This window comes from Aeromonas fluvialis, assembly GCF_000819885.1.
GTDB lineage: Bacteria > Pseudomonadota > Gammaproteobacteria > Enterobacterales > Aeromonadaceae > Aeromonas > Aeromonas fluvialis.
In genome coordinates this window covers 37149-57539 of the sequence record NZ_CDBO01000073.1, presented here as the reverse complement: position 1 = coordinate 57539, position 20391 = coordinate 37149, and the positions used below count along the sequence as shown (strand labels likewise).

General features: G+C 58.1%; 22 protein-coding genes. 10 read left to right on the top strand and 12 right to left on the bottom strand.

Going from position 1 to position 20391, the window contains the following annotated elements; all coding sequences use genetic code 11:
- Positions 1 to 44 precede the first annotated feature (44 nt).
- The gene (rlmD, locus tag BN1125_RS16575; RefSeq protein ID WP_042013612.1) at positions 45 to 1397 is read right to left on the bottom strand and encodes a 23S rRNA (uracil(1939)-C(5))-methyltransferase RlmD; all 1353 of its coding nucleotides are present in this window, start codon (positions 1395 to 1397) and stop codon (positions 45 to 47) included.
- A gap of 275 nt (positions 1398 to 1672) precedes the next feature.
- Here rlmD and BN1125_RS16570 point away from each other — a divergent pair, with 275 nt between their 5' ends.
- Positions 1673 to 3397, top strand: coding sequence for a proline--tRNA ligase (locus tag BN1125_RS16570; protein WP_042013611.1), 1725 nt, complete (start codon positions 1673 to 1675; stop codon positions 3395 to 3397).
- A gap of 83 nt (positions 3398 to 3480) precedes the next feature.
- Here BN1125_RS16570 and BN1125_RS16565 read toward each other — a convergent pair whose 3' ends face one another.
- The 3 genes from BN1125_RS16565 to BN1125_RS16555 all read right to left on the bottom strand — a co-directional run bounded on the left by BN1125_RS16565 (position 3481) and on the right by BN1125_RS16555 (position 5465).
- The gene (locus tag BN1125_RS16565) at positions 3481 to 4161 is read right to left on the bottom strand and encodes an SDR family oxidoreductase (protein ID WP_042013610.1); all 681 of its coding nucleotides are present in this window, start codon (positions 4159 to 4161) and stop codon (positions 3481 to 3483) included.
- 129 nt (positions 4162 to 4290) lie between these two features.
- Positions 4291 to 4920 carry a TIGR04219 family outer membrane beta-barrel protein gene (locus tag BN1125_RS16560; RefSeq protein WP_042013608.1) on the bottom strand — a complete coding sequence of 210 codons (630 nt, stop codon included), beginning with the start codon at positions 4918 to 4920 and terminating at the stop codon, positions 4291 to 4293.
- Between the two features lie 95 nt (positions 4921 to 5015).
- Positions 5016 to 5465: a copper chaperone PCu(A)C gene (locus tag BN1125_RS16555; protein ID WP_042013607.1), complete on the bottom strand. Its 450-nt coding sequence runs from the start codon at positions 5463 to 5465 to the stop codon at positions 5016 to 5018.
- Positions 5466 to 5555: 90 nt separating this feature from the next.
- Here BN1125_RS16555 and BN1125_RS16550 point away from each other — a divergent pair, with 90 nt between their 5' ends.
- Positions 5556 to 6305 (top strand): enoyl-CoA hydratase-related protein, encoded by a 750-nt coding sequence (locus BN1125_RS16550; protein ID WP_042013606.1) that lies wholly within the window; start codon positions 5556 to 5558, stop codon positions 6303 to 6305.
- 18 nt (positions 6306 to 6323) lie between these two features.
- Here the strand turns inward: BN1125_RS16550 and BN1125_RS16545 are convergent, their stop codons facing one another.
- Together BN1125_RS16545 and BN1125_RS16540 are read right to left on the bottom strand one after the other, a co-directional pair.
- Positions 6324 to 6656 (bottom strand): DUF2753 family protein, encoded by a 333-nt coding sequence (locus tag BN1125_RS16545; protein ID WP_042013604.1) that lies wholly within the window; start codon positions 6654 to 6656, stop codon positions 6324 to 6326.
- Positions 6657 to 6869: 213 nt separating this feature from the next.
- Positions 6870 to 7577, bottom strand: coding sequence for a ParB-like protein (locus BN1125_RS16540; protein ID WP_042013602.1), 708 nt, complete (start codon positions 7575 to 7577; stop codon positions 6870 to 6872).
- 184 nt (positions 7578 to 7761) lie between these two features.
- Here BN1125_RS16540 and BN1125_RS16535 point away from each other — a divergent pair, with 184 nt between their 5' ends.
- Positions 7762 to 9366: a peptide ABC transporter substrate-binding protein gene (locus BN1125_RS16535; RefSeq protein ID WP_042013601.1), complete on the top strand. Its 1605-nt coding sequence runs from the start codon at positions 7762 to 7764 to the stop codon at positions 9364 to 9366.
- A 148-nt stretch (positions 9367 to 9514) separates the two neighbouring features.
- Here the strand turns inward: BN1125_RS16535 and dusA are convergent, their stop codons facing one another.
- Positions 9515 to 10516: a tRNA dihydrouridine(20/20a) synthase DusA gene (gene dusA, locus BN1125_RS16530; RefSeq protein WP_042013599.1), complete on the bottom strand. Its 1002-nt coding sequence runs from the start codon at positions 10514 to 10516 to the stop codon at positions 9515 to 9517.
- 137 nt (positions 10517 to 10653) lie between these two features.
- On the opposite strand from dusA, the gene zur reads away from it, so the two are divergent.
- From zur to BN1125_RS16515, 3 genes are read left to right on the top strand one after another with little or no spacing between them, the layout of a single operon-like run.
- A complete protein-coding gene (gene zur / locus BN1125_RS16525) occupies positions 10654 to 11112 on the top strand; it encodes a zinc uptake transcriptional repressor Zur (protein ID WP_005335805.1) in 459 nt (152 codons plus the stop codon).
- Positions 11102 to 11563: a chemotaxis protein CheX gene (locus BN1125_RS16520; RefSeq protein WP_042013597.1), complete on the top strand. Its 462-nt coding sequence runs from the start codon at positions 11102 to 11104 to the stop codon at positions 11561 to 11563. Before zur ends, BN1125_RS16520 begins: the two co-directional genes overlap by 11 nt.
- Before the next feature lie 4 nt (positions 11564 to 11567).
- On the top strand, positions 11568 to 11798 hold the full coding sequence (locus tag BN1125_RS16515) for a hypothetical protein (protein WP_042013596.1): 231 nt from the start codon (positions 11568 to 11570) through the stop codon (positions 11796 to 11798).
- An 87-nt stretch (positions 11799 to 11885) separates the two neighbouring features.
- Here BN1125_RS16515 and brnQ read toward each other — a convergent pair whose 3' ends face one another.
- Both brnQ and BN1125_RS16505 read right to left on the bottom strand, forming a co-directional pair.
- Entirely contained in the window at positions 11886 to 13193 is a 1308-nt protein-coding gene (brnQ, locus tag BN1125_RS16510) for a branched-chain amino acid transport system II carrier protein (protein WP_084202334.1), read from the bottom strand.
- A gap of 190 nt (positions 13194 to 13383) precedes the next feature.
- Entirely contained in the window at positions 13384 to 14094 is a 711-nt protein-coding gene (locus BN1125_RS16505; protein ID WP_042013593.1) for a tRNA1(Val) (adenine(37)-N6)-methyltransferase, read from the bottom strand.
- Positions 14095 to 14213: 119 nt separating this feature from the next.
- Between BN1125_RS16505 and srmB the strand changes: the two genes are divergently transcribed.
- Positions 14214 to 15434, top strand: coding sequence for an ATP-dependent RNA helicase SrmB (srmB, locus tag BN1125_RS16500; RefSeq protein WP_042013592.1), 1221 nt, complete (start codon positions 14214 to 14216; stop codon positions 15432 to 15434).
- 120 nt (positions 15435 to 15554) lie between these two features.
- On the opposite strand, the gene BN1125_RS16495 is transcribed toward srmB, so the two are convergent.
- The 3 genes from BN1125_RS16495 to rlmB all read right to left on the bottom strand — a co-directional run bounded on the left by BN1125_RS16495 (position 15555) and on the right by rlmB (position 17853).
- Complete coding sequence (locus BN1125_RS16495) at positions 15555 to 16010, bottom strand: GNAT family N-acetyltransferase (protein WP_042013590.1); 456 nt, start codon at positions 16008 to 16010, stop codon at positions 15555 to 15557.
- 518 nt (positions 16011 to 16528) lie between these two features.
- Positions 16529 to 17101 (bottom strand): Crp/Fnr family transcriptional regulator, encoded by a 573-nt coding sequence (locus tag BN1125_RS16490; protein ID WP_042013589.1) that lies wholly within the window; start codon positions 17099 to 17101, stop codon positions 16529 to 16531.
- Between the two features lie 2 nt (positions 17102 to 17103).
- Positions 17104 to 17853, bottom strand: coding sequence for a 23S rRNA (guanosine(2251)-2'-O)-methyltransferase RlmB (gene rlmB, locus BN1125_RS16485; RefSeq protein WP_042013588.1), 750 nt, complete (start codon positions 17851 to 17853; stop codon positions 17104 to 17106).
- Positions 17854 to 18527: 674 nt separating this feature from the next.
- Here rlmB and BN1125_RS16480 point away from each other — a divergent pair.
- The 3 genes from BN1125_RS16480 to BN1125_RS16470 all read left to right on the top strand — a co-directional run bounded on the left by BN1125_RS16480 (position 18528) and on the right by BN1125_RS16470 (position 20200).
- A complete protein-coding gene (locus BN1125_RS16480; protein ID WP_042013587.1) occupies positions 18528 to 19058 on the top strand; it encodes a hypothetical protein in 531 nt (176 codons plus the stop codon).
- A gap of 120 nt (positions 19059 to 19178) precedes the next feature.
- Positions 19179 to 19673, top strand: a complete 495-nt coding sequence (locus tag BN1125_RS16475) for a hypothetical protein (protein ID WP_042013585.1) — start codon at positions 19179 to 19181, stop codon at positions 19671 to 19673.
- 74 nt (positions 19674 to 19747) lie between these two features.
- Entirely contained in the window at positions 19748 to 20200 is a 453-nt protein-coding gene (locus tag BN1125_RS16470; protein ID WP_156993475.1) for a hypothetical protein, read from the top strand.
- The last annotated feature ends 191 nt before the right edge of the window (positions 20201 to 20391 follow it).

Sequence of the window (20391 nt, the reverse complement as noted above, 5' to 3'; positions counted from 1 at the left end):
GCCAGCTGGCGTCGTTTTTTTATGGGCGAGTATCAGGCGATGACTCACGCCTTGGCGGGCAAGCTCAGGCGGGCAACCGCTTCCACATGCATGGAGTGCGGGAACATATCGACCGGCTGTACCTCGTCCAACACGAAGCCCTGCTTGACCAGCCAGGCAAGGTCGCGGGCCAGGGTCTGCGGGTTGCAGGAGACATAGACCAGACGACGGGGTGCCATGGCCACCAGGGTCTGCAGTACCGCCTTGTCACAGCCTTTGCGCGGCGGGTCCATCACCACCACATCAGCGGTCACACCCTGGGCGTGCAGCTCGGGCATCAGCTGCTCGGCCTTGCCGACGTGGAACTCGGTCTGCTCGATGCCGTTGAGGGCGGCGTTGCGACGGGCATCGCTGATGGCGCTCGCCACCGACTCGATCCCGACTACCTTGGCGGCTTTGCCAGCCAGGAACAAGGAGATGGTGCCGATACCGCAATAGATGTCGAACACCGTCTCGTTGCCGGTCAGCTCGGCATACTCGAGGGCACTGGAGTAGAGCACATCGGTCTGGGTCGGGTTGTTCTGGAAGAAGGAGAGCGGCGAGATCTCGAACTCGAGCTCGTGGATCTTGTCGCGGATCACCCCGCTGCCCAGCAGCACCCGGTTGCTGGCACCCAGAATGCGGTTGGTGCGCTCATCATTGATGTTCTGCACCAGGGTAGTCACCGGCAGATCCTGCAGGGCCGCCAGCAGCTCGGCTTCGAACGGCAGCTCCTCGCCCAGGGTCACCAGCACCACCATCAGCTCGCCACTCTTGAACCCCTTGCGGGTCATCAGGTTGCGCACGCAGCCAGTGTGGGCTACCTCGTCATAGGCTTTGATGTCGTGCTCACGCATCCAGTTGCGCACCCGGGCGTTCAGCTCCACGTGCAGCGAGTCCTGCACCGCGCAGTCATCGGCGGTGATGAGATCGTGGGAGTGCTTGCGATAAAAACCGATCTCGGCGCCCGCCTCGCAGCCACGCACCGCATATTGCGCCTTGTTGCGATAGGCGAACGGGCTCGCCATGCCAAGGATATCCTTGACCGGAGTGTCACCCAGCCCGGCCTGCTCCAGTGCGCTCTGCACCAGTGCCTGCTTGAGCTTGAGCTGGGCCGGATAGGCCAGCGGACGTACCTGACAGCCACCGCACTCGGTATTGGGGCAGAAATCGGCAACCCGATCGGCGGAGGGGTGAAGCAGCTCGGCGACCTTGCCGTGCAGATAGTTCGGCTTGACCTCGGTCAGCTCCACCAGCGCCTGCTCACCGGGCAGCAGACCTTCGACAAACAGGGGGCGATCGAACAGGCGTCCTTTGCCATCTCCTTTGTCGGTCAGTTCCAGGATCTCGATCTGGTGTTGATGTCCCACTAACGGCATGAGCGGCTCCAAAAGTACTAAAAATGGGGGGTGATGGACGCGGAAAAGCCATGCCCATCGAGAAAAGGTGGCAGAGTTTAGCGGAGATCCGGCCAAATTGCAGGCATAAAAAGCCTGCTTGTTGCAATGGTCATTACCCCTTGGTCATCTGCCGGCCGTTGCCACCTTTCGGGTTGCGGCAAATTTAGCCCTTGGGCCATAACGCCCAGCCTGTTAAAATTCCGCCCTTGAAATTATCCTGGGCCCCGCGCCCGTTCTAGCTAAGGTCTACCGCGATGCGTACCAGCCAATATCTGCTTTCCACTCTCAAGGAAACCCCCTCCGACGCTGAAGTTGTCAGCCACCAGCTGATGCTGCGCGCCGGGATGATCCGTAAACTGGCCTCCGGCATGTATGCCTGGTTGCCAACCGGTCTGCGGGTCCTGAAGAAAATCGAGAGCATTGTTCGCGAAGAGATGAACAATGCGGGTGCCATCGAAGTCTCCATGCCGGTGGTGCAGCCTGCCGAGCTGTGGCAGGAGTCCGGCCGCTGGGATGACTACGGTCCCGAGCTGTGCCGTCTGACCGACCGTCACAACCGCCCCTTCGTGCTGGGCCCAACCCACGAAGAGGTGATCACTGCGCTGGTCCGTTACGAAGTGAACAGCTACAAGCAGCTGCCGCTCAACCTCTACCAGATCCAGACCAAGTTCCGCGATGAAGTGCGCCCCCGTTTCGGCGTGATGCGTGGCCGCGAATTCCTGATGAAAGATGCCTACTCCTTCCACATCGACAAGGAATCCCTGGTCGATACCTACGAGAAGATGCACGCAGCCTACTGCACCGCCTTCACCCGCATGGGTCTGAACTTCCGTCCGGTGCAGGCCGATACCGGCTCCATCGGGGGCACTGGTTCCCACGAATTCCAGGTGCTGGCCGAGAGCGGTGAAGATCTGATCGCCTTCTCCGACAGCTCCGATTACGCCGCCAACATCGAGATGGCCGAAGCGCTGGCACCGGCTGGCGAGCGCGCTGCTGCTACCGCGGCCCTGACCAAGGTTGCCACCCCGGCTGTCCACACCATCGAGGAAGTGGCTACTTTCCTGAACGTGGCACCGACCGCCATTGCCAAGACCCTGCTGGTACTGGGTGAAGAGGACGAGCACGGCAAGCAGGCCGTTATCGCGCTGGTACTGCGTGGCGACCACGAGCTGAACGAAATCAAGGCCGAGAAGCTCTCTGGTGTTGCCAACCCGCTCACCTTCGCCAACGACGAGCAGATCAAAGCTGCCGCCGGTTGCGATGCAGGTTCCATCGGCCCGGTCGGCTTTGCCGGTCGCATCATCGTCGATCGCAGCGCCGCCCACCTGGCGGACTTCGTCTGCGGCGCCAACGAAACCAGCTTCCACCTGACCGGTGCCAACTGGGATCGCGACATCGCTACCTATGAAGTGGCCGACCTGCGCAACGTGGTAGAAGGCGACCCGAGCCCATGCGGCCAGGGCAAGCTGCTGCTCAAGCGCGGTATCGAAGTGGGCCATATCTTCCAGCTGGGTACCAAGTACTCCGAAGCGATGAAGGCGAGCGTGCTGAACGAAGCTGGCAAGTCCGTCACTATGGAGATGGGTTGCTACGGTATCGGGGTTTCCCGACTGGTGGCTGCCGCCATCGAGCAGAACAACGACCAGTACGGCATTATCTGGCCGGACGCCATCGCTCCGTTCATCGTTGCCATCGTGCCGATGAACATGCACAAGTCCGAGCGCGTGGCCGAGCAGGCACAGCAGTTCTACGCCGAGCTGCAAGCGGCCGGTGTTGATGTGCTGTTCGACGACCGTAAAGAGCGCCCGGGCGTGATGTTCGCCGACATGGAGCTGCTGGGCATCCCGCACGCCATCGTCATCGGCGATCGCGGTCTGGACAACGGCGTGGTGGAGTACAAGTGCCGCCGCACCGGCGAGAAGCAGGAAGTGGCCATCGGCGAGATTATCGCCATGATCAAGGGCAAGCTGGGCCGTTAATTCGCCCCCTTGCCGACATAGAAAAGCGCGCCATTTGGCGCGCTTTTTGTTTCCGTATGCTGACGACCGCAACCGGGTCACACTCAGGGATTGCGACCAATATAGAGATCGGTCACGTGGCAACTGCTGCGTGCTTCCAGCGCATCGAGCATATAGGCCGCCGCATCTTCCGGAGTCATGAAACCACTCGGGTCTACGTGATCCGAGTTGTCCCAAAACTCGCTGCGGATCCCGCTCGGGTAGAGGTTGACCAACCGCAAGGGCGAGCCTTTCAACTCGGCGCGCAAGGATTCGAGAAAGCCGCGCATCCCCCATTTGGAGGCACAGTAGAGGCTCTCGTTGGTCTTGCCCACCTGCGCGGCGGAGGAGAGCACATTGGCCAGCACCCCGCCCTTCTCGCCGATGAGCCGCACCGTCTGCTGAGCCACCAGAATGGTGGAAATAAGGTTGCTCTCCACCACCCGGCAGATCTGCTCGGCGGTGTAGACACCGACCGGACCAAACTCGCCCACCCCGGCGCAGTGGATCACCCGGTCGGGCAGGCCGCCCCACTCCACCGCCGCGGTAAAGGCCATCTCCACCTCTTCGTGGTGAGAGAGATCGGCGGCGATACCGATCACCGCCTTGCCGAGCAGCTGTTCTTGCTCCTGCAGTTTCTGATAACGCCGCCCCATCATGGCGACCCGATTGCCCCGTTCAACCAGCCCGATGGTCAGGGCCCGGCCCAGACCGGAACCGGCACCTGTCACTATGATGTGGCCCATTATCGCTCCTCGTCGTCAGTTGACGGTCAGATTAGAAAGTGAATTCACCGCCCATAAACCAGCCATCAACAGAACGCTCTGATAGATGTTGGCGAAACATATCACTCCCAGTTGCCAGACAACGTCAGATTAGAAAGTGAATTCGCCACCCATGAACCAGCCATCAATAGACTGGTCGATGTTGGCGAAATCAATCTTGGCTTCACGCCAGCCGGCACGCAACTTGACCGGCATGGTGGAGAACTTGTAGGAACCACCCAGACGATAGTCATAGTTGTCCGCATCGTGAGTACGCAGATCGCCGAAGAAGGCGATGCCGGTACCCGGGAGCTTCACTTCGCTGCCGGTATAAGCCATCAGGGTATCGTCGTCATAACCCTTGCGACCCCAGGTTACCTGCTCGCCATCGTAGTGACGGCCGGTCATACCCAGATCGATCCTGAACAGATCGTTGTTGAACAGACGGTAGTAGAGGCTCAGATCGTAAGCGGTCAGATCATTTTTGAACGCGCCACCGGAGGTGCTGAAATCGGAGATTTCAAACTTGGCATTCGGCAGTAAGATGATGCCATGCTCCAGCTGCAGGTAGCCGTTCCAGTTGTAGTTGTCATCATAATGATTGGCACTATGGCCATATGCATGACCACCACCCTGAGCAGACCATACGTCTGCACCGGCGGCAAAACGCCAGTCATCGGCAGCCATCGCAGCCTGGCTGCACAGTGTCAGAACAGCACCGGCAATCAGCATCTTTTTCATCGCGTTACTTCCTCTCGCATACATGGAAAAGGGCGCTATTTTACTCGGTGCAGCCAAAATACCCAGCGATAATCCTGAGTAAGCGACGACAAATGTCAGTGCTTTGTATGTTTCATCTCTGCCATCGGCTCAATCGGCTTCACCGGTAGCGACAGATCCAGCTTCTGACCATCATCCAGGGTGAGGGTGAGCGGGAAAGGCGTCTGCTCGGAGAGCGTGCCCACCTCGAACAACATGATGTGCAGGCTGCCCGGCTTGAGCACCGCTTCGCCCTTGGCCGGGATCTCGATGCTCTCGACCTGACGCATCTTCATGACGCCATTTTCGTGCAGGTGAGTATGCAGCTCGGCACGCCCGGCCGCAGCAGAAGCCGCCGCCACCAGCTTGATCGGCTTGTCGGCGTCATTCTTGAGCACCATAAAGGCGGCGGTGTTGGGGGAACCCGGCGGCAACAGGCGCACATAGCCGTCGACGGCCTCGACCTTGGCCAGTGCTGGCGCAGTCATGCCAACCAGCAGCAGAGAATAAAACGCACGTTTAAACATGGTTGAAATCCTTTTATGATGTTGTTAAACGGCCCCAAGGTTACCCCAGCGGCAACCTTTTATGCACCTTTCAATAGCAAGGATTTAGAGATGGCCCCCATTCTCATTGCCGAGCAGCAGGATGGCTTGCTCACCCTGACCCTCAACCGCCCCGACAAGCGCAACGCCCTCAATACCGAGTTGTATGAGCAACTGGTGGCAGCACTGCGAAAGGCAGCGGCCGATGACGAGGTGCATGTCCTGTTAGTGCAGGGGCAACGCGACTGCTTCACCGCGGGCAATGATCTGGCCGATTTTGTCGGCAAGAGTTCGCTGGAGCCCGACGACCCCATTTTGCAGTTTCTCCATACTCTGGCGGATTTTCCCAAACCTGTGGTCGCCGCCGTTGCGGGCCCGGCGGTGGGGATCGGCACCACCATCCTGCTGCACTGTGATCTGGTCTATCTGGCGGATAACGCCCGCTTGCAGCTTCCCTTTGTCGAGCTGGGGCTGGTGCCGGAGTTTGCCTCCAGCCTGCTGCTGCCGCGCCTGGTGGGGCACCTCAAGGCGGCCGAGCTGTTACTGCTGGCCGAGGCGATCGATGCAGAGGAGGCGCTGCGGCTTGGGCTGGCCAATCGGGTGGTGGCCGCCGACCTGTTGCTCCCCTTTGCCCGTGAGCAGGGGCTGAAGCTGGCGGCCAAACCGCCCAGGGCGTTGCAAAAGAGCAAGGCACTGCTCAAGCAGGAACTTAAACAGGCGGTGCACTTTGTCATCGATCTGGAGGCGCGCGCCTTCGCTCAGGCACTGCAAGGGGAGGAGGCGCAGCAACGGATCGCCCAGAAACTCAAACGGCGGGGCTGAGCTGCAGCTCAGCCACGGTCAGATGAGGCGAAAACGGCCGAGCAGCTCGCAGCCCTGTACCTGGTCCTGAAGCTGGATCAGCCGGGCCATTTCCGGATTGGGGTGACGCTTGAGAGAGGCGAGCTTCAGGTAGCGCAGCTCGTAAGTCGGCTCATCCATCGCACGCCAGAAGTCGGCCAGCTGGTGGCAGGTGGCGACCCGCATGGTGGCCAGCTCGGTCAACACGACCCGGGTCATCTCACAAACATCCCCCAGCGCCTGCTGATACAAGCAGATCGCCGCCCCCAACGAACCGCCCTGCCAGGCTCGTTCCGCCTCCAGCATGTATCGTTGCCCACTTTGCGGTGTCATCTCGCTCTCCCGAGTCCGTCATGGTGGGAGTGTTATCATGGCTAATTGAGAATAAATATCAACCAGAGGATTAGAGCAGGATCTCCCCTGCCCTTGGCCGGGCCTTGCAATGACCGCTATGCGCAACGCTCACTCCCAGACAGAAAATGGGCGACCCCGGGGCCGCCCTCGTTTATCTCCGACAGGTAGTGGATGGCGTCATCGCACATCCGCTCACTGCGCGCTTTTGGACTGATTGAGGCTGCACTGCTTGCCGGGATAACCGGGCAAGTCACTGGCATCGCTGCCGCAGGCGAGCCGTTTGGCCTGTTGCAGCCGGGCCGCCAGATTGGTGCTGTCGACCGGCATCCACTGCATCTGCTTGCCGAGCCAGCTGGCCCAGGCAAACTCGACGAAATAGACCTGTTTGTCCTTGCGAAAGTAACCCGCATCCTGCAGCAGTCCGGCCAGAGTGCGATAGGGGTAATCGGGCAGCTTGTCGATGCGGGTCGGCAACTGCTCCGGGGTCAGCGGCAGCCCCTTCTCATCCTTGAGCCAGGCCCAGTGGTTGTTCTGCATCTGGCTCCAGAAGTTGGCCTTGTCCTGCAGGCGGCCAATCACCTTGACCCGGGCCTCGGTAACCCCCTGCTGCCACAGCGCCTTGGTGAGATGGTGTCTGTCCACCAACCAGTAACTACCATCCGGCGCAATCACTACCGGGATCTCTTTCTTTTTCATCAACTTGTCGAACTGCTTTACGCTCATGCCCGCCAATGTGGCCTGGGTCTCATCGACCTGGATCTGGCCGATGCCCCCCTGAGTCGGGTGCAAGGCATCGATGCCGATCTCGCACCAGTTGCCCACCGCCGTGTCGCTCTGGCACGGGGCCAACGCCCAGACGCCCTGGCTAAACAGACAGGCCAGCAATAACCATGCTTTCATCGTTTGACACTCCTCACCACATTGAACTGCACAGACGCCGGGAACGCTCTTCTACCCCGATTGGGAGTGAGAGTCGAATGCTGGCGGTCAGACCAGCAAACGGGATATCATGATTTCCCATCTGTCGGCGATATTTTCTCGCCGAGTTTTCTCCCCGCCTCACACTATTTGAAGGATCCGACCCATGAAAGGATGGAGCCCCTTGCTGGCCCTGTTGGGCTGCGCTGCTGTCCAGGCTGCCGATATTCCCGCCGGCACACAACTCGCCGCCGAGCAGATTGTCGTTCGCCACCTCAAGGATGAACCTGCGAGCCTGAGCCCACTCAAGCTGGTCGGCCTGCCGGAGTTGCAGGTATTGCGGGATCTGTTCGAGGGGCTGCTGACCCAGGGGCCGGATGGCAAGCCGGTCGCCGGGGTGGCCGCCAGCTGGGAGAACAAGGGCAATCAGTTCTTTACCTTCCATCTGCGCCAGGATGCACGCTGGTCCAACGGCGATCCGGTCAAGGCCGGCGACTTCGTCTACGGCTGGCGCAAGCTGGTCGACCCGAAAGAGGCGGCCACCTTCGCCTGGTTTGCCCAACTGGCCCGTTTCGACAAGGTGGACGAGATAGTGGCGGGCAAGTTGCCTGCCAGCGAGCTGGGGGTCAAGGCGCTGGATGATCACACCCTGCAGGTCACCCTCTCCCAGCCGGTTCCCTATTTCCTCAATCTACTGAGTCACCCCAGCCTGTCGCCGCTCCATCAGGCCAGCATCGAGCAGCACGGCAACCAGTGGACCCAGCCCGGCAAACTGGTGGGCAACGGCGCCTTTGTGCTGAACAACCGGGTAGTCAACGAGAAGCTGGAGCTGACTCCCAACCCTTATTACTGGGATCGGGCACATACCGTATTGACCAAGGTGATCTTCATGCCGATCAATCAGGAGAGCGCGGCCACCAACCGCTATCTGGCGGGCGATCTGCATATCACTGAATCCTTCCCCAAGGAGCAGTACAACAAGCTGAAACAGCAGATCCCGAATGAGGTCTACACCCCGGATCAGCTCGGCACCTACTACTACGCCTTCAATACCCGTCAGGCGCCCCTCGACGATGTGCGGGTGCGCAAGGCGCTCTCCTACACCATCGACCGCGCCCTGATCGCCGACAAGGTGCTCGGAACCGGCGAGAAACCGGCTTATCACTTCACTCCGGATGTGACCGCCAGCTTCACCCCGGCCGCCAACCTGCTCTCCACCAGCAGCCAGCCCGAGCTGGACAGCAAGGCCAAGGCGCTGCTGAAAGAGGCCGGATACGGCCCGGACAAGCCGCTCAAGCTGACCCTGCTCTACAACACCGCGGAAATTCACAAGAAGATGGCACTGGCGATTGCCAGCATGTGGAAGCAGAAGCTGGGCGCCGAGGTCGAGCTGACCAATCAGGAGTGGAAAACCTATCTCGACAGTCGCCAGAGCGGTCAGTTCGAGGTGATCCGCTCCTCCTGGGTGGCCGACTACAACGACCCTTCTGCCTTCCTCGGCCTGTGGGGCTCGCGTCACAGCGGCAACATGGCGGGCTTTGCCAATGCCCGTTATGACCAGCTGCTGGCAGAGGCTGCCAGCACTCAGGATGCCGCCAGCCGCAGCACGCTGTTTGGCGAGGCGGAAGCTATCCTGCTGGAGCAAGCCCCCATCGCCCCCATCTACCAATACACCAACGCCCGCCTCATCAAACCCTGGCTCAAGGGCTACCCCATCAACAACCCGGAAGATGTGGCCTACAGCCGCCAGCTTTATCTGATCAAACCCTAAGGATTGATCAGTGCCATGCCGTGCTGAAAGCTGATCACCGCAATACACCACAAAAAATGCCAGTCATCCCTGACTGGCATTTTTCATCGCCCCATGGCGTAACCGCTCACGATGACCCCCATCATGAGCCAATTAGTGCTGCGAGGGATCACTCACCCTGCGGACTTGTCAGCAACGCATTGCCGGGAAACTCCGGCACCTTGGCCATGGCATCAAGCACCACATGAATCCCAGCCCCCGGCTTGCAGGCGTTCTCGCTCAGGTGACGGCGCCAGGCGCGGGCCCCCTGCATGTTCTGGAACAGACCCAGAATATGGCGAGTCATGTGGGAGAGGTAGTTGCCTTTGGCCAGCTCCTGCTCGATGTAGGGCAGCATCATCCGTACCACCTCGTGGCGGCTCGGCACGGCGTTGTGCTGGCCAAACACCAGATTGTCCACCTGGGCCAGAATGTAGGGGTTCTGATAGGCCTCGCGCCCCATCATGACGCCATCCACATGCTGCAGATGCTCGAGAGTCTGCTCCATGGAGGTGACGCCGCCGTTGAGGGCGATGGTGAGATCCGGGTAATCCTGCTTGACCCGATAGACACGGGGGTAATCGAGGGGCGGGATCTCGCGGTTCTCCCGCGGACTCAGACCACTCAGCCACGCCTTGCGCGCATGCACGATAAAGGTATCGCAACCGGCATCGCGCACCTGTTCGATAAAGGCCTGCAGAAATTCGTAGGAGTCCTGATCGTCGATGCCGATACGGGTCTTCACCGTCACTGGAATGTCGACCACATCGCGCATCGCCTTGACGCAATCGGCCACCAGCGCGGGTTCCCCCATCAGGCAAGCACCAAAACGGCCGTTCTGTACCCGATCGGAGGGGCAGCCGACGTTGATGTTCACCTCGTCATAGCCGCGCTCCTCGGCCAGCTTGGCGCAATAGGCCAGATCGGCGGGATTGCTGCCACCCAGCTGCAGGGAGATGGGGTGCTCCTGCTCGCTGTAACCCAGATAATCCCCCTTGCCGTGAATGATGGCGCCAGTGGTCACCATTTCGGTATAAAGCAAGGTCTGGCGACTCATCAGTCGATGAAAGTAACGGCAATGCCGATCAGTCCAGTCCAGCATGGGGGCGATGGAAAAACGCTGCGCCTGCATAAAAATCATCCGGGTTGGCTAAAGAAAGGGGCGGATTTTATCACAACGTGAAGCAGCCCCAGAAAATGAATTTTGTCACCGCGCCATGCGGGGCCCTGTGATAGTATCCGGCTAATAGAAAGGGTATCTGCGCGATCATGAATCAAGACCAACTTTTACAACGAGCCGAGCGACTCTGTATACAACGAGGGATCCGCTTCACCCCGACCCGACGCCAGGTATTTCGCCTGCTGGCGGCACACGGCAACGCCATCAGTGCCTATGATTTGCTGGCCCAGTTGCAACAAACCGAAGCCAATGCCAAGCCGCCAACCGTCTATCGGGCCCTCGACTTTTTGCTGGAGCAGGGCTTTGCTCACAAGGTGGAATCACTCAACGCGTTTATCTTCTGCTGCCACTTCGATCACGCCCATCCGATGCAATTGCTGATCTGCGACGAGTGCGGGGATGTGGTCGAGCTACACGATACAGCGATCGATAGCGCGTTTTCCGAGCAGGCCCATTTGCATGGTTTTACTATTACCAATAAGACGATAGAGGCACATGGCCAATGTGCTCGTTGTACGCCCACCGTAGGAAGTCATCATGAAGGCTGATTTTGTCAATCCGTTCCTGCTATCCCTGCTCAATGTACTCTCGACCATGGCGCAACTGGAACTCAAGCCGGGCAAACCGAAACGCAAAATGGATGAGCTGGCGCGTGGCGATGTCTCAGGTCTGATTGGCATGGTCGGCCCGCAGACCCGTGGTTCTCTCTCCATCAGCTTCGAGAAGGGTCTGGCACTGGAGATCATGCGCCGTATGCTGGGGGAGGCCCCTGCCAACATCAACGAGGAAGTAACCGACATGGTGGGTGAAATCACCAACATGGTGACCGGCGGTGCCAAGCGGATGCTAGGTGAGAAGGGATACGAGTTTGACATGGCGACCCCCATCATCGTCTCCGGCCCCAATCACACCATCACCCACCGTGCCGATGGCACCAAGATAATGATGCCGTTCGAATCCGAATTCGGTCGCGCCACCATCGAAATTTGCTTCGAGTAACCCTATGTGGAAAGCATTGAAATGGATTTTCATCTGCTGGGTCCTGTTGTTGATCCTGTCGGACATTCAGATCAGCACCTCCCTCTACAAGTACGAGGATAACCGGGTACTCATCAACTTCCCGCGCTGGGAAGCCAAGCAGCCATGGGGCACTTTCGAGTGGCATGCCGGACGGATAGAAATTCACTGGTACGGCCTGGCAGGAAAGCCCAAACCGGCAGCCCCTCAACTCTGATCGGTCAGACTGTACGAACAAGTCAGCACACCAAAAACAGAAGAGGCCAGCATATGCTGGCCTCTTTGCTATTCAGTGGCGGCGGGATCAGGCAGCTTCGGCGGCCAGCTTGTCAGCCGGACGAACGACCATGCCCACGACACAGGCCAGCAGGGTCGGCATCAGCCAGGCGAGCCCCTTATCGAACAGCGGCAGGAAGGCAAACGCATCCATCTTCATGCCGGCAGCACCCAGACCATCCAGGCAACCGAACAGGAAGGCAACCACCAACACCGCACGGAACACCAGACGGGGACGGCCAAAGTAACCCTTCAGGAAGGTGACCAGTACCAACGCCACGGCAACCGGATAGATGGCAACCAGCACCGGAATGGAGAGACTGATCAACTGGCTCAGACCCACGTTGGCCACCACGGCGCAGATCACACCCAGCACCACCACCAGCTTCTTGTAACTCATACCAGTGAGATTATGGAAGAAGTCGGAACAGGCGGAGATCAGGCCCACCGCAGTGGTAAAGCAAGCCAGGGTAATGATAGCCGCCAGGATCAGTTGACCGGGCTGACCAAACAGGCTCAGCACATAGGCATTGACGATGGCCCCCCCGTTGCTGACATCGGTCGCAACGCCGGCAGCGGTGTTGCCCAGCTGGAACAGGGACACATACACCACGCTCAGGCCAACAGCAGAGATGAGGCCGGCAGCCACCAGATACTTGAACTGGCTCTTGTAATCGTTGATCCCTTTCTGGCGCAGCAGGTCGACGATCAGGGCACCAAACATCAGGGACGCCAGGGTGTCCATGGTGTTGTAGCCTTCCAGGATCCCTTTCACGAAGGGGCTGTTCTGATAGTCACCGGACGCATCAGGCATTGAGCCTTGCGGCGCTACGAATACCCCGACCGCCAGGGCCAACAGCAGCAGCACCAGTACCGGAGTCAGGTATTTGCCGATGGCATCCATCAACTTGCCCCGGTTCATGGAGACCAGCATGGCTACGCCGAAGAAGATCACGGTATAGGCTGCCAAACCGGCCTGACCCATGTCACCGATGAACGGCTTGAGGCCAATCTCGTAGGCAACCAGACCGGTACGGGGCGCAGCAAATGCCGGACCAATGATGATGTAGATGGCAACGGCCAGGGCGGTCGCCACGCCGGCAGGCAGCAGCTTGGTCATGCCGGCCCAGCCATTGCCAGCCTTGGCCACGGCAATGATAGTGATGAGTGGCAGACCGACCGCTGTCACCAGAAAGCCCAGCATCGCCAGAGAGAGATGCTCACCGGCCATGTAACCGGCCAACGGCGGGAAAATGATATTACCAGCGCCCAGGTAGAAGGCGAAGGTCATAAACCCCAATCCGAGTACATCGGACAATGTGAGTGATTTCGTCAAGTTCAACCTCGTCTGTCTTGTAAACTATTGCTTGTTATAGTTTTTTATTGGTCATTGACCGGTGTTGTTCAGGGGTAAAAAAAAGAGCCCCGCTGGTTTTTTCACCGCGACCAGTGGTTTTAGCTGGTCTGGAGCGGGCGCTCGATCTGCAACCAGCATAATGGCGTGAAAAAATAGTTCAAGGCGAAATTTACATCTTCAAATAGAAGGGGGCGGTCAGTTGGATATATCTGTTGGAATAGGCTCCATCAGCAGAATGGATCATAATTTCACCCTTCTCACACCTGTTTAATCCTCTGCCAAGTAGCAATAAAACACGATTTGCCTCTTTACCCTCCCTGGTGATAACAGCTACATAACAAATGCAATGCAGATCATAATGCGCCGAGATGCATAATATTTCATCGGCCATGGCCGTCGGCAGCACCAGCGCCACCTGCCCGACCGGGCTCAGCAAACGATTGCAGGCCGTCAGTAACGCGTGACTATCGAGGGCGCCGGTATGACGAGCCAACGCCCGTGCCGGATCGCTAAATGACTGGCCTGCCAAGAAATAGGGGGGGTTGGAGACGATGAGATCGTAAGGGGCAGCCTGATAATCCTGAATGGCACTCTCTATGATGGTCACCCGATCAGCCCAGGGAGAGGCAGCTACATTCTCCCGCGCCTGACTGGCCGCATTAATATCCAGCTCGACCGCATCAAGACGGCAGTCAGATCTGCTGCGCTGGGCCAGCATCAGGGCGATCAAGCCGCTGCCAGTGCCGATATCGAGCACCCGGTGCGCCTGTTCGACCGGCGCCCAGGCACCGAGCAGAATGCCATCGGTGCCTACCTTCATGGCGCAGCGATCGTGATTGATATGGAACTGTTTGAAGGTAAATCCGCGACTACGCCCCATCTGACCCCCGTCATCTGCAAAAATGGTGGGCGATTATAGCGGCTAAGACACACTCACCAATAGGAGCCGACGAGATAATCGCCTATAATCTGCCGTTTCCTTAATGACCGAGTATTGCCATGAGCCAGTCCTTTGATGATTTCGACCTGCACCCCGCCCTCAACCGGGCCTTGGCCGAGATGGGATTCACCCGCCCCACCACCATCCAGCAGATGGTGCTGGAGCCAGCCCTGGACGGCCGCGATATTCTGGCATCCGCTCCGACCGGTACCGGCAAGACGGCCTCCTTCCTGCTGCCAGCACTCCAGCATCTGCTGGACTTCCCGCGCCGCAAGCCGGGCCCCTGCCGCATGCTGATCCTGACCCCGACCCGCGAGCTGGCGCTGCAAGTTACCGCCCACGCCAAGGCGCTGGCGGCGCACACCAATCTCAGCATCGAGACCATCATCGGCGGCGTCAGCCATGAAGAGCAGTTGCCCGCCCTGACCAAGACCACCGACATCGTCGTGGCCACCCCGGGTCGTCTGCTCGAGTACATCGAGAAAGAGGAGTTCGAGAGCCACGACATCGAAGTGCTGGTGCTGGATGAAGCGGACCGCATGCTGGACATGGGCTTTATCAAGGATGTAAACCGCATCGTGGCCGAGGCGCGCTACCGCAAGCACACCATGCTCTTCTCCGCCACCCTGGAAGGGGCGGGCCTTGAGAAGTTTGCCAACGAGATCCTCAAGGAGCCGGTCGAGCTGCACGCCGAACCGCCGCGCAGCGAGCGTCGTCCCATCACCCAGTGGATCCATCTGGCCGATGATGCTGCTCACAAACTGGCCCTGCTGATCCATATCCTGAAAGATCCGGAAACCCAGAAGGCCATCGTCTTCGTCAAGACCCGCGAGCGACTGGCGGAGCTCTCCGGCCAGCTGCAGGCGGCGGGCGTCTCCTGTGCCTGGATCCGTGGCGAAATGGAGCAGAGCAAACGCATCGAGTCGATCCGCAAATTCCACGCAGGGGAAGTGCCCTTCCTCATCGCCACCGACGTCGCCGCCCGCGGCATCGATCTGCCGAACGTCAGCCATGTCATCAACTACGACATGCCCTACGGCACCGATGTTTACGTCCACCGGATCGGCCGTACCGGCCGCGCTGGCAACCGTGGCTGCGCCATCAGCCTGGTGGAAGCCCACGACATGGCGATGGTCGCCAAGATCGAACGCTACACCGAAGAGCGCCTCAAGCGCCGGGTGATCGACTCCCTGCGCCCCAAGCACAAGGAAGCGAGGGTACCGGTGAAGAAGAAAAAACCGGCCGACAAGAAGAAATCCGCCAAGAAGAAAAAGAAGTAAGCCTGGCACCGCATTGCACCACTGATAGCAAAACGGCCATCCCGAGGGGTGGCCGTTTTTTCATGGCTGATATACCGGCAGATGCCATCGCCTTGCCCGCTGATATGGGGCCGAGTGGGCTTACTGCGCCATTTTACGCATCCCCATATGGGGAATATCGTCTTCGAGATAGCCCCCCCCTTCGGCGACAAAGCCGTGCTGACCGTAGAAGTCTTGCAGATGGGCCTGCGCCCCCAGCCAGATGCTGTGAGCGGGCCAGCGCGCCTCGCATGCCTTCACCGCTTGCGCGATCAGCGTGTGACCGAGGCCACCCCCTCTCGCCCTGGGCGAGGTGACGACCCGGCCGATGGCGGCACCACGCTCGTCACCGATGCCGGGGGCCATGACCCGGGCATAGGCGGCCAACAGATCCCCCTGATAACCGAGCAGATGCCAAACCCCCTCGCGACGATCCAGCCCGTCCAGATCCTGGAAGGGGCAGGTCTGCTCCACCACAAACACCTCGGCCCGCAGCGCCAGCAACTCGTACAACTCGTCTGTGGTCAACTCTGACCAGGGTTTCAGGATCCAGTTCATCGGCAACTCCTTATCAATTCGGCCCGCCAGCATAAGCGTGGTTCCAGCGCCCTGCATTAACCTTTGTTAAGTTCGATCTCTGCCAACCAGACATAGGGTGCATGCACGCCATTAGTCGCGGTTAAGCGCTTTCAGCCGCTTGCGAATGCGACTAAGACTGACTGGCTGGCTGGCTGGCGTGATGCCGAGACGGACTGTATGAAAGGCCTGAAATCTGGTGGCCACACGGCCCCTCATGGCACATCGGCGACACTACTCCTTGTTAAGCGCTTTCAGCCGCTTGCGAATGCGACTCAGACTGACTGGCTGGCGTGATGCCGAGACGGACTGTATGAAAGGCCTGAAAGCTGGTGGCCACACGGCCCCTCATGGCACATCGGCGACACTACTCCTTGTTAAGCGCTTTCAGCCGCTTGCGAATGCGACTAAGACTGGCTGGCTGGCGTGATGCCGAGACGGACTGTATGAAAGGCCTGAAATCTGGTGGCCACACGGCCCCTCATGGCACATCGGCGACACTACTCCTTGTTAAGCGCTTTCAGCCGCTTGCGAATGCGACTAAGACTGATGGGGGTGATGCCGAGGTAAGCCGCGATCTGGTGATCCGGCACTCTGGCATCCAGCGCAGGAAAACAGTGCAGGAAGTGTTGGTAGCGGGCCTGCGGGCTCTCGGTCAGCAGCAACAGCTCTTTCTCCTCCTTGATCCGCAACCGCACTTCCAGCAGATGCTGATACCAGACGGGCCAGCAGGAGAGCTGACGCAAGTCGGCCAGCTGGAACAGTTGCAGACGGCAGGGCTCCAGCGCCTCCACGCTGTAGCGGGCGGGCTCGCCGCTGAGCAGGTGGTGGAAGTCGAGAAACTCGTCCCCCTCCCAGTAGAACTCCTTGATGCACTCACGACCATCAGCCAGCACCACCTTGGCCCGCAACAGCCCCTGCTCCACCCTGACCAACAGATCCGGGCTGTCGCCGGCATGCCAGAGGCAAGATCTGGGGGCAAGGGTCCGCGAGCGGGCAAAAGAGAGGAGGCGCGCGGCCTCCTCTTTATCTGCGACCTGCGCCCAATCGAAGGGGGGTCTGGCAGTCAGCATGATCAAGCACGGCGCTGACGCACGGCTTCGAACAGGCAGACGCCGGTCGCCACCGAGACGTTGAGGCTGGATACCGCCCCCGCCATCGGGATGCTCACCAGCTCATCGCAATGTTCGCGGGTCAGACGACGCATCCCCTTGCCCTCGGCGCCCATTACCAGCGCCATCGGACCGGTCAGTTTGGCCTGATAGAGGTCGTGGTCCGCCTCGCCTGCGGTGCCCACCAGCCAGACGCCACGCTCCTGCAACTCGCGCAGGGTGCGGGCCAGGTTGGTGACCTGAATGAGCGGCACCACTTCGGCGGCGCCACAGGCGACCTTGCGTACGACCGAGGTCAGGCCGGTGGCCTTGTCCCGCGGCACGATCACCGCATGGACGCCAGCCGCATCGGCGCTGCGCAGGCAGGCACCGAGGTTGTGCGGGTCCGTCACCCCATCCAGCACCAGCAGGAAGGGGGCGGTCTCTTGCACCGCCAAGCTATCGAGCAGGCTGGCCAGATCGTGCTCGGCGAGCTTGGGCGCTTCAATCACCTTGGCCATGATGCCCTGGTGATTGTTGCCTTCCGCTTTGTCATCCAGGGTCTTGCGGTTCACGCTCTGCACCTTGAGGCCGAGGGACTCCAGCTCGGCCAGCAAGGGTTGCAGCCGGTCGTCATCCCGACCCTTGAGGGCCCACACTTCGATGAAACGCTCGGGGGTGCGCTCCAGCAGCGCGGATACAGCGTGAATGCCGTAGATCAGTTCAGTGCTCATGTTCAAGATCCGTAGGTCGGCTCGCATAAATGCGCCCCGAAGAAAAATGTCCCTACCGGCAGCCTGACCACCATGATGCTGGCGTCGTCACCGGTCGCTAAATGATGGCGCATCATACCAGAGAGACCGGCATCTAGGGAGGAGGAAGCTGCTCGGCCAAGCTCCTGCCGCTATGTCGAACCCTTCAGCGGCACATGGCGGCACGTGGCGACAAGCCAATCATGGTCTGTTCACTGCTACGCGGTGCTCAAAACGGTAGATGTCCCAATTTCAACTCATAGAAGAACAGCCCTTTCTTTGTTGATGTTCGACTTCAACACGGCTCAGGATGATTAATTTATTGATCTTGCTCAGGAAACCATCATCTCCCGCTTCCCTCTCCTGCATCGCTCGCTAATATATCCGTTTGGCAACAGCCTCGTCGGAGTCACCCATGAGCCAGGCCAGCGAAACCACGCAGGTAAAAAGCAGCAGACTGGAGGCTGACATTCAGGGGCGGTAGCCTTGCCGGATGGAATGGATAAGCGAGTGAAGCAAAACGGTGGCTGTCCCAATTTCAGTAATTTTTTTCATGGCAAAAATCAGGGCTGATCGGAGTTATATGGAAGGCTCTGCTATCGGATTAGTGCCGCCTTCTATCTAATCACTGTTAGCTAACCAAACGAGGAAATACGATGACAATCAGAATAATTGTGCTTATTTTTGCATTAGTTGGACTTCATGGGTGTGCGAGCTTCAATGATTCGATGACGCCGTCCATGAAGGTTCAGAAAGACGATTTCGATGGCTCACTGATCGTTTCCCAATCCCCCGTAAGCGCGGCGTCAAGCATGAAAGAGGCTTGGCATACCCTAGGGTTTGAGTGGGTGCAGAAATTCCCAGATGTGGTTTTTATAGAAGTTGGAGTTAGCGGAATCACAAATGTTGTGGGTGTGGCCTTCAACGTGGATGGAGAGATTATTGAGAACGTCAAGCAAGCTAGTTCGCTCACAAAGTACGGGGATTGGTCTACTCGGCGCCTAGTTATACCAATCAAAGATTTTTCAAAAATCGCTGCGGGTAAAGACGTAAAAATGAAGGTGATGCAGATAGATACCTATTCTGTGTCGTCTTTCGGTTCAGCTAATTCTGGGGCGATAGTTAATTCAAAATTCCCACCTTTCATTGAAAAACTAAAAGAACTTAATGCGTGGCCAAGCAAATAGCTAACAATCGGCTCATGTGCGACCTCCGTTCCGTCGGCCTTTTTTGTGGTGAGTACCACAAAAAATTCCAACTGCACTCCGGCGCCATAGCCGGGCGTTAAATTTCAGTCGAGATCGAGGATGAAGCCAGAAGTTAAAGTGAGATCTACATATCAGGATGAGTGGCTAAACTCCATACTGGATGTTATTACTGAACTTGATTGTCGAGATCATTTTTCAAGCCATCTTGGGCAACCGCAGCATGCGCAGAAGATTATTGTTGCTAATTTCCAAAAGTACTTATTTCAGAGATTACAGGATAGTATTCCTAGCTTGAGCTGGAAGATGGAATATGCGCCGTCAAAAAATCAGAAGGATTCAATTGATATCTATGGCGAGTCTGAAGCCTTTGTAGTGGCGATAGAACTTGATAAGAATCGAGCAGACCAAGTAGCGAAGAAGTTTGTGTCTCGAGTAGCGCTATTGCCAGATAAAAAAGTATATTTTTTATCCCTCTGCTACCCAGGCACTGAAAGAATGAACCTGAACGAGTGCGTGAAATATTTTGGCTATTGCTCAAACCTCGCTAAACGGATGTCAGGCGTGTATGCAGGGTTAGTCATTGGAAAAATTTAACAAGGCCAGGCACTGCGACAGCTTTTTCGTTGCGGCTTCGCCTTCGCTACAAAGCCGCGCGTGCTGGCGGCGTTATGCAACTGGATGAAATCATGAATTGGATAAAAAAACTCTTTGGAAAGTCTAATGAGCAAGGCAATCTCCAGTTAGCTGCAGATGAAATCAATTCAAAAATGGATGAAATACGCCAAGCTGGTTCAGTAGATGGTCACCACTACACTGATAGCGTTGAAAAGGTAAAGCAGCTGAAGCGGGAAGGAAAGAACCATGATGCCATCAATATTTTGCTAAAGGCTGTAGACTCAACAGAGAAAGAATCAGAGTTTGCCGGCGAGGGCTGGGGAGTGGCACCTTGGTATTATGAGCAGCTTGCTATAATTTACCGCAAAGAAAAGGAATATCAGAAAGAGGTTGAAATTCTTGAACGTTACGCAGCTCAGCCTAAAGCACCTGGTGCAGGGCCTCAAAAGTTGGCAGAAAGGCTTGCCAAGGCCAAAGAACTGCTGGCCAAACAGAACAACGCATAAACTACGTTATGCAGGTAATCCAAGGAAATCAGAATGAACTTAGATAAACTGGCCTACCCAGAAACAATAACAATGGAAAAATGGGACACCCATCTTTCTGAGCGCCGCGTAGCGGCCAATGGTGTGGCCATCGCGCAGGGAGTGTGCTCCTAGCCATAGGCACGGAGCTTGGCCGAGCTCCGCCCAGAATC

Coding starts and splice junctions, on each gene's coding strand:
- BN1125_RS16545 (WP_042013604.1), bottom strand. CDS start 6,656: ATGACACCGCAAAGTGGGCAACGATACATGCTGGAGGCGGAACGAGCC.
- BN1125_RS16565 (WP_042013610.1), bottom strand. CDS start 4,161: ATGGGCCACATCATAGTGACAGGTGCCGGTTCCGGTCTGGGCCGGGCC.
- rlmD (WP_042013612.1), bottom strand. CDS start 1,397: ATGCCGTTAGTGGGACATCAACACCAGATCGAGATCCTGGAACTGACC.
- BN1125_RS16470 (WP_156993475.1), top strand. CDS start 19,748: ATGCAACTGGATGAAATCATGAATTGGATAAAAAAACTCTTTGGAAAG.
- BN1125_RS16520 (WP_042013597.1), top strand. CDS start 11,102: ATGAAGGCTGATTTTGTCAATCCGTTCCTGCTATCCCTGCTCAATGTA.
- zur (WP_005335805.1), top strand. CDS start 10,654: ATGAATCAAGACCAACTTTTACAACGAGCCGAGCGACTCTGTATACAA.
- BN1125_RS16540 (WP_042013602.1), bottom strand. CDS start 7,577: ATGAAAGCATGGTTATTGCTGGCCTGTCTGTTTAGCCAGGGCGTCTGG.
- BN1125_RS16560 (WP_042013608.1), bottom strand. CDS start 4,920: ATGAAAAAGATGCTGATTGCCGGTGCTGTTCTGACACTGTGCAGCCAG.
- BN1125_RS16490 (WP_042013589.1), bottom strand. CDS start 17,101: ATGCTGACTGCCAGACCCCCCTTCGATTGGGCGCAGGTCGCAGATAAA.
- BN1125_RS16505 (WP_042013593.1), bottom strand. CDS start 14,094: ATGGGGCGTAGTCGCGGATTTACCTTCAAACAGTTCCATATCAATCAC.
- BN1125_RS16550 (WP_042013606.1), top strand. CDS start 5,556: ATGGCCCCCATTCTCATTGCCGAGCAGCAGGATGGCTTGCTCACCCTG.
- BN1125_RS16535 (WP_042013601.1), top strand. CDS start 7,762: ATGAAAGGATGGAGCCCCTTGCTGGCCCTGTTGGGCTGCGCTGCTGTC.
- dusA (WP_042013599.1), bottom strand. CDS start 10,516: ATGCAGGCGCAGCGTTTTTCCATCGCCCCCATGCTGGACTGGACTGAT.
- BN1125_RS16555 (WP_042013607.1), bottom strand. CDS start 5,465: ATGTTTAAACGTGCGTTTTATTCTCTGCTGCTGGTTGGCATGACTGCG.
- BN1125_RS16475 (WP_042013585.1), top strand. CDS start 19,179: ATGAAGCCAGAAGTTAAAGTGAGATCTACATATCAGGATGAGTGGCTA.
- srmB (WP_042013592.1), top strand. CDS start 14,214: ATGAGCCAGTCCTTTGATGATTTCGACCTGCACCCCGCCCTCAACCGG.
- BN1125_RS16480 (WP_042013587.1), top strand. CDS start 18,528: ATGACAATCAGAATAATTGTGCTTATTTTTGCATTAGTTGGACTTCAT.
- BN1125_RS16570 (WP_042013611.1), top strand. CDS start 1,673: ATGCGTACCAGCCAATATCTGCTTTCCACTCTCAAGGAAACCCCCTCC.
- BN1125_RS16495 (WP_042013590.1), bottom strand. CDS start 16,010: ATGAACTGGATCCTGAAACCCTGGTCAGAGTTGACCACAGACGAGTTG.
- BN1125_RS16515 (WP_042013596.1), top strand. CDS start 11,568: ATGTGGAAAGCATTGAAATGGATTTTCATCTGCTGGGTCCTGTTGTTG.
- rlmB (WP_042013588.1), bottom strand. CDS start 17,853: ATGAGCACTGAACTGATCTACGGCATTCACGCTGTATCCGCGCTGCTG.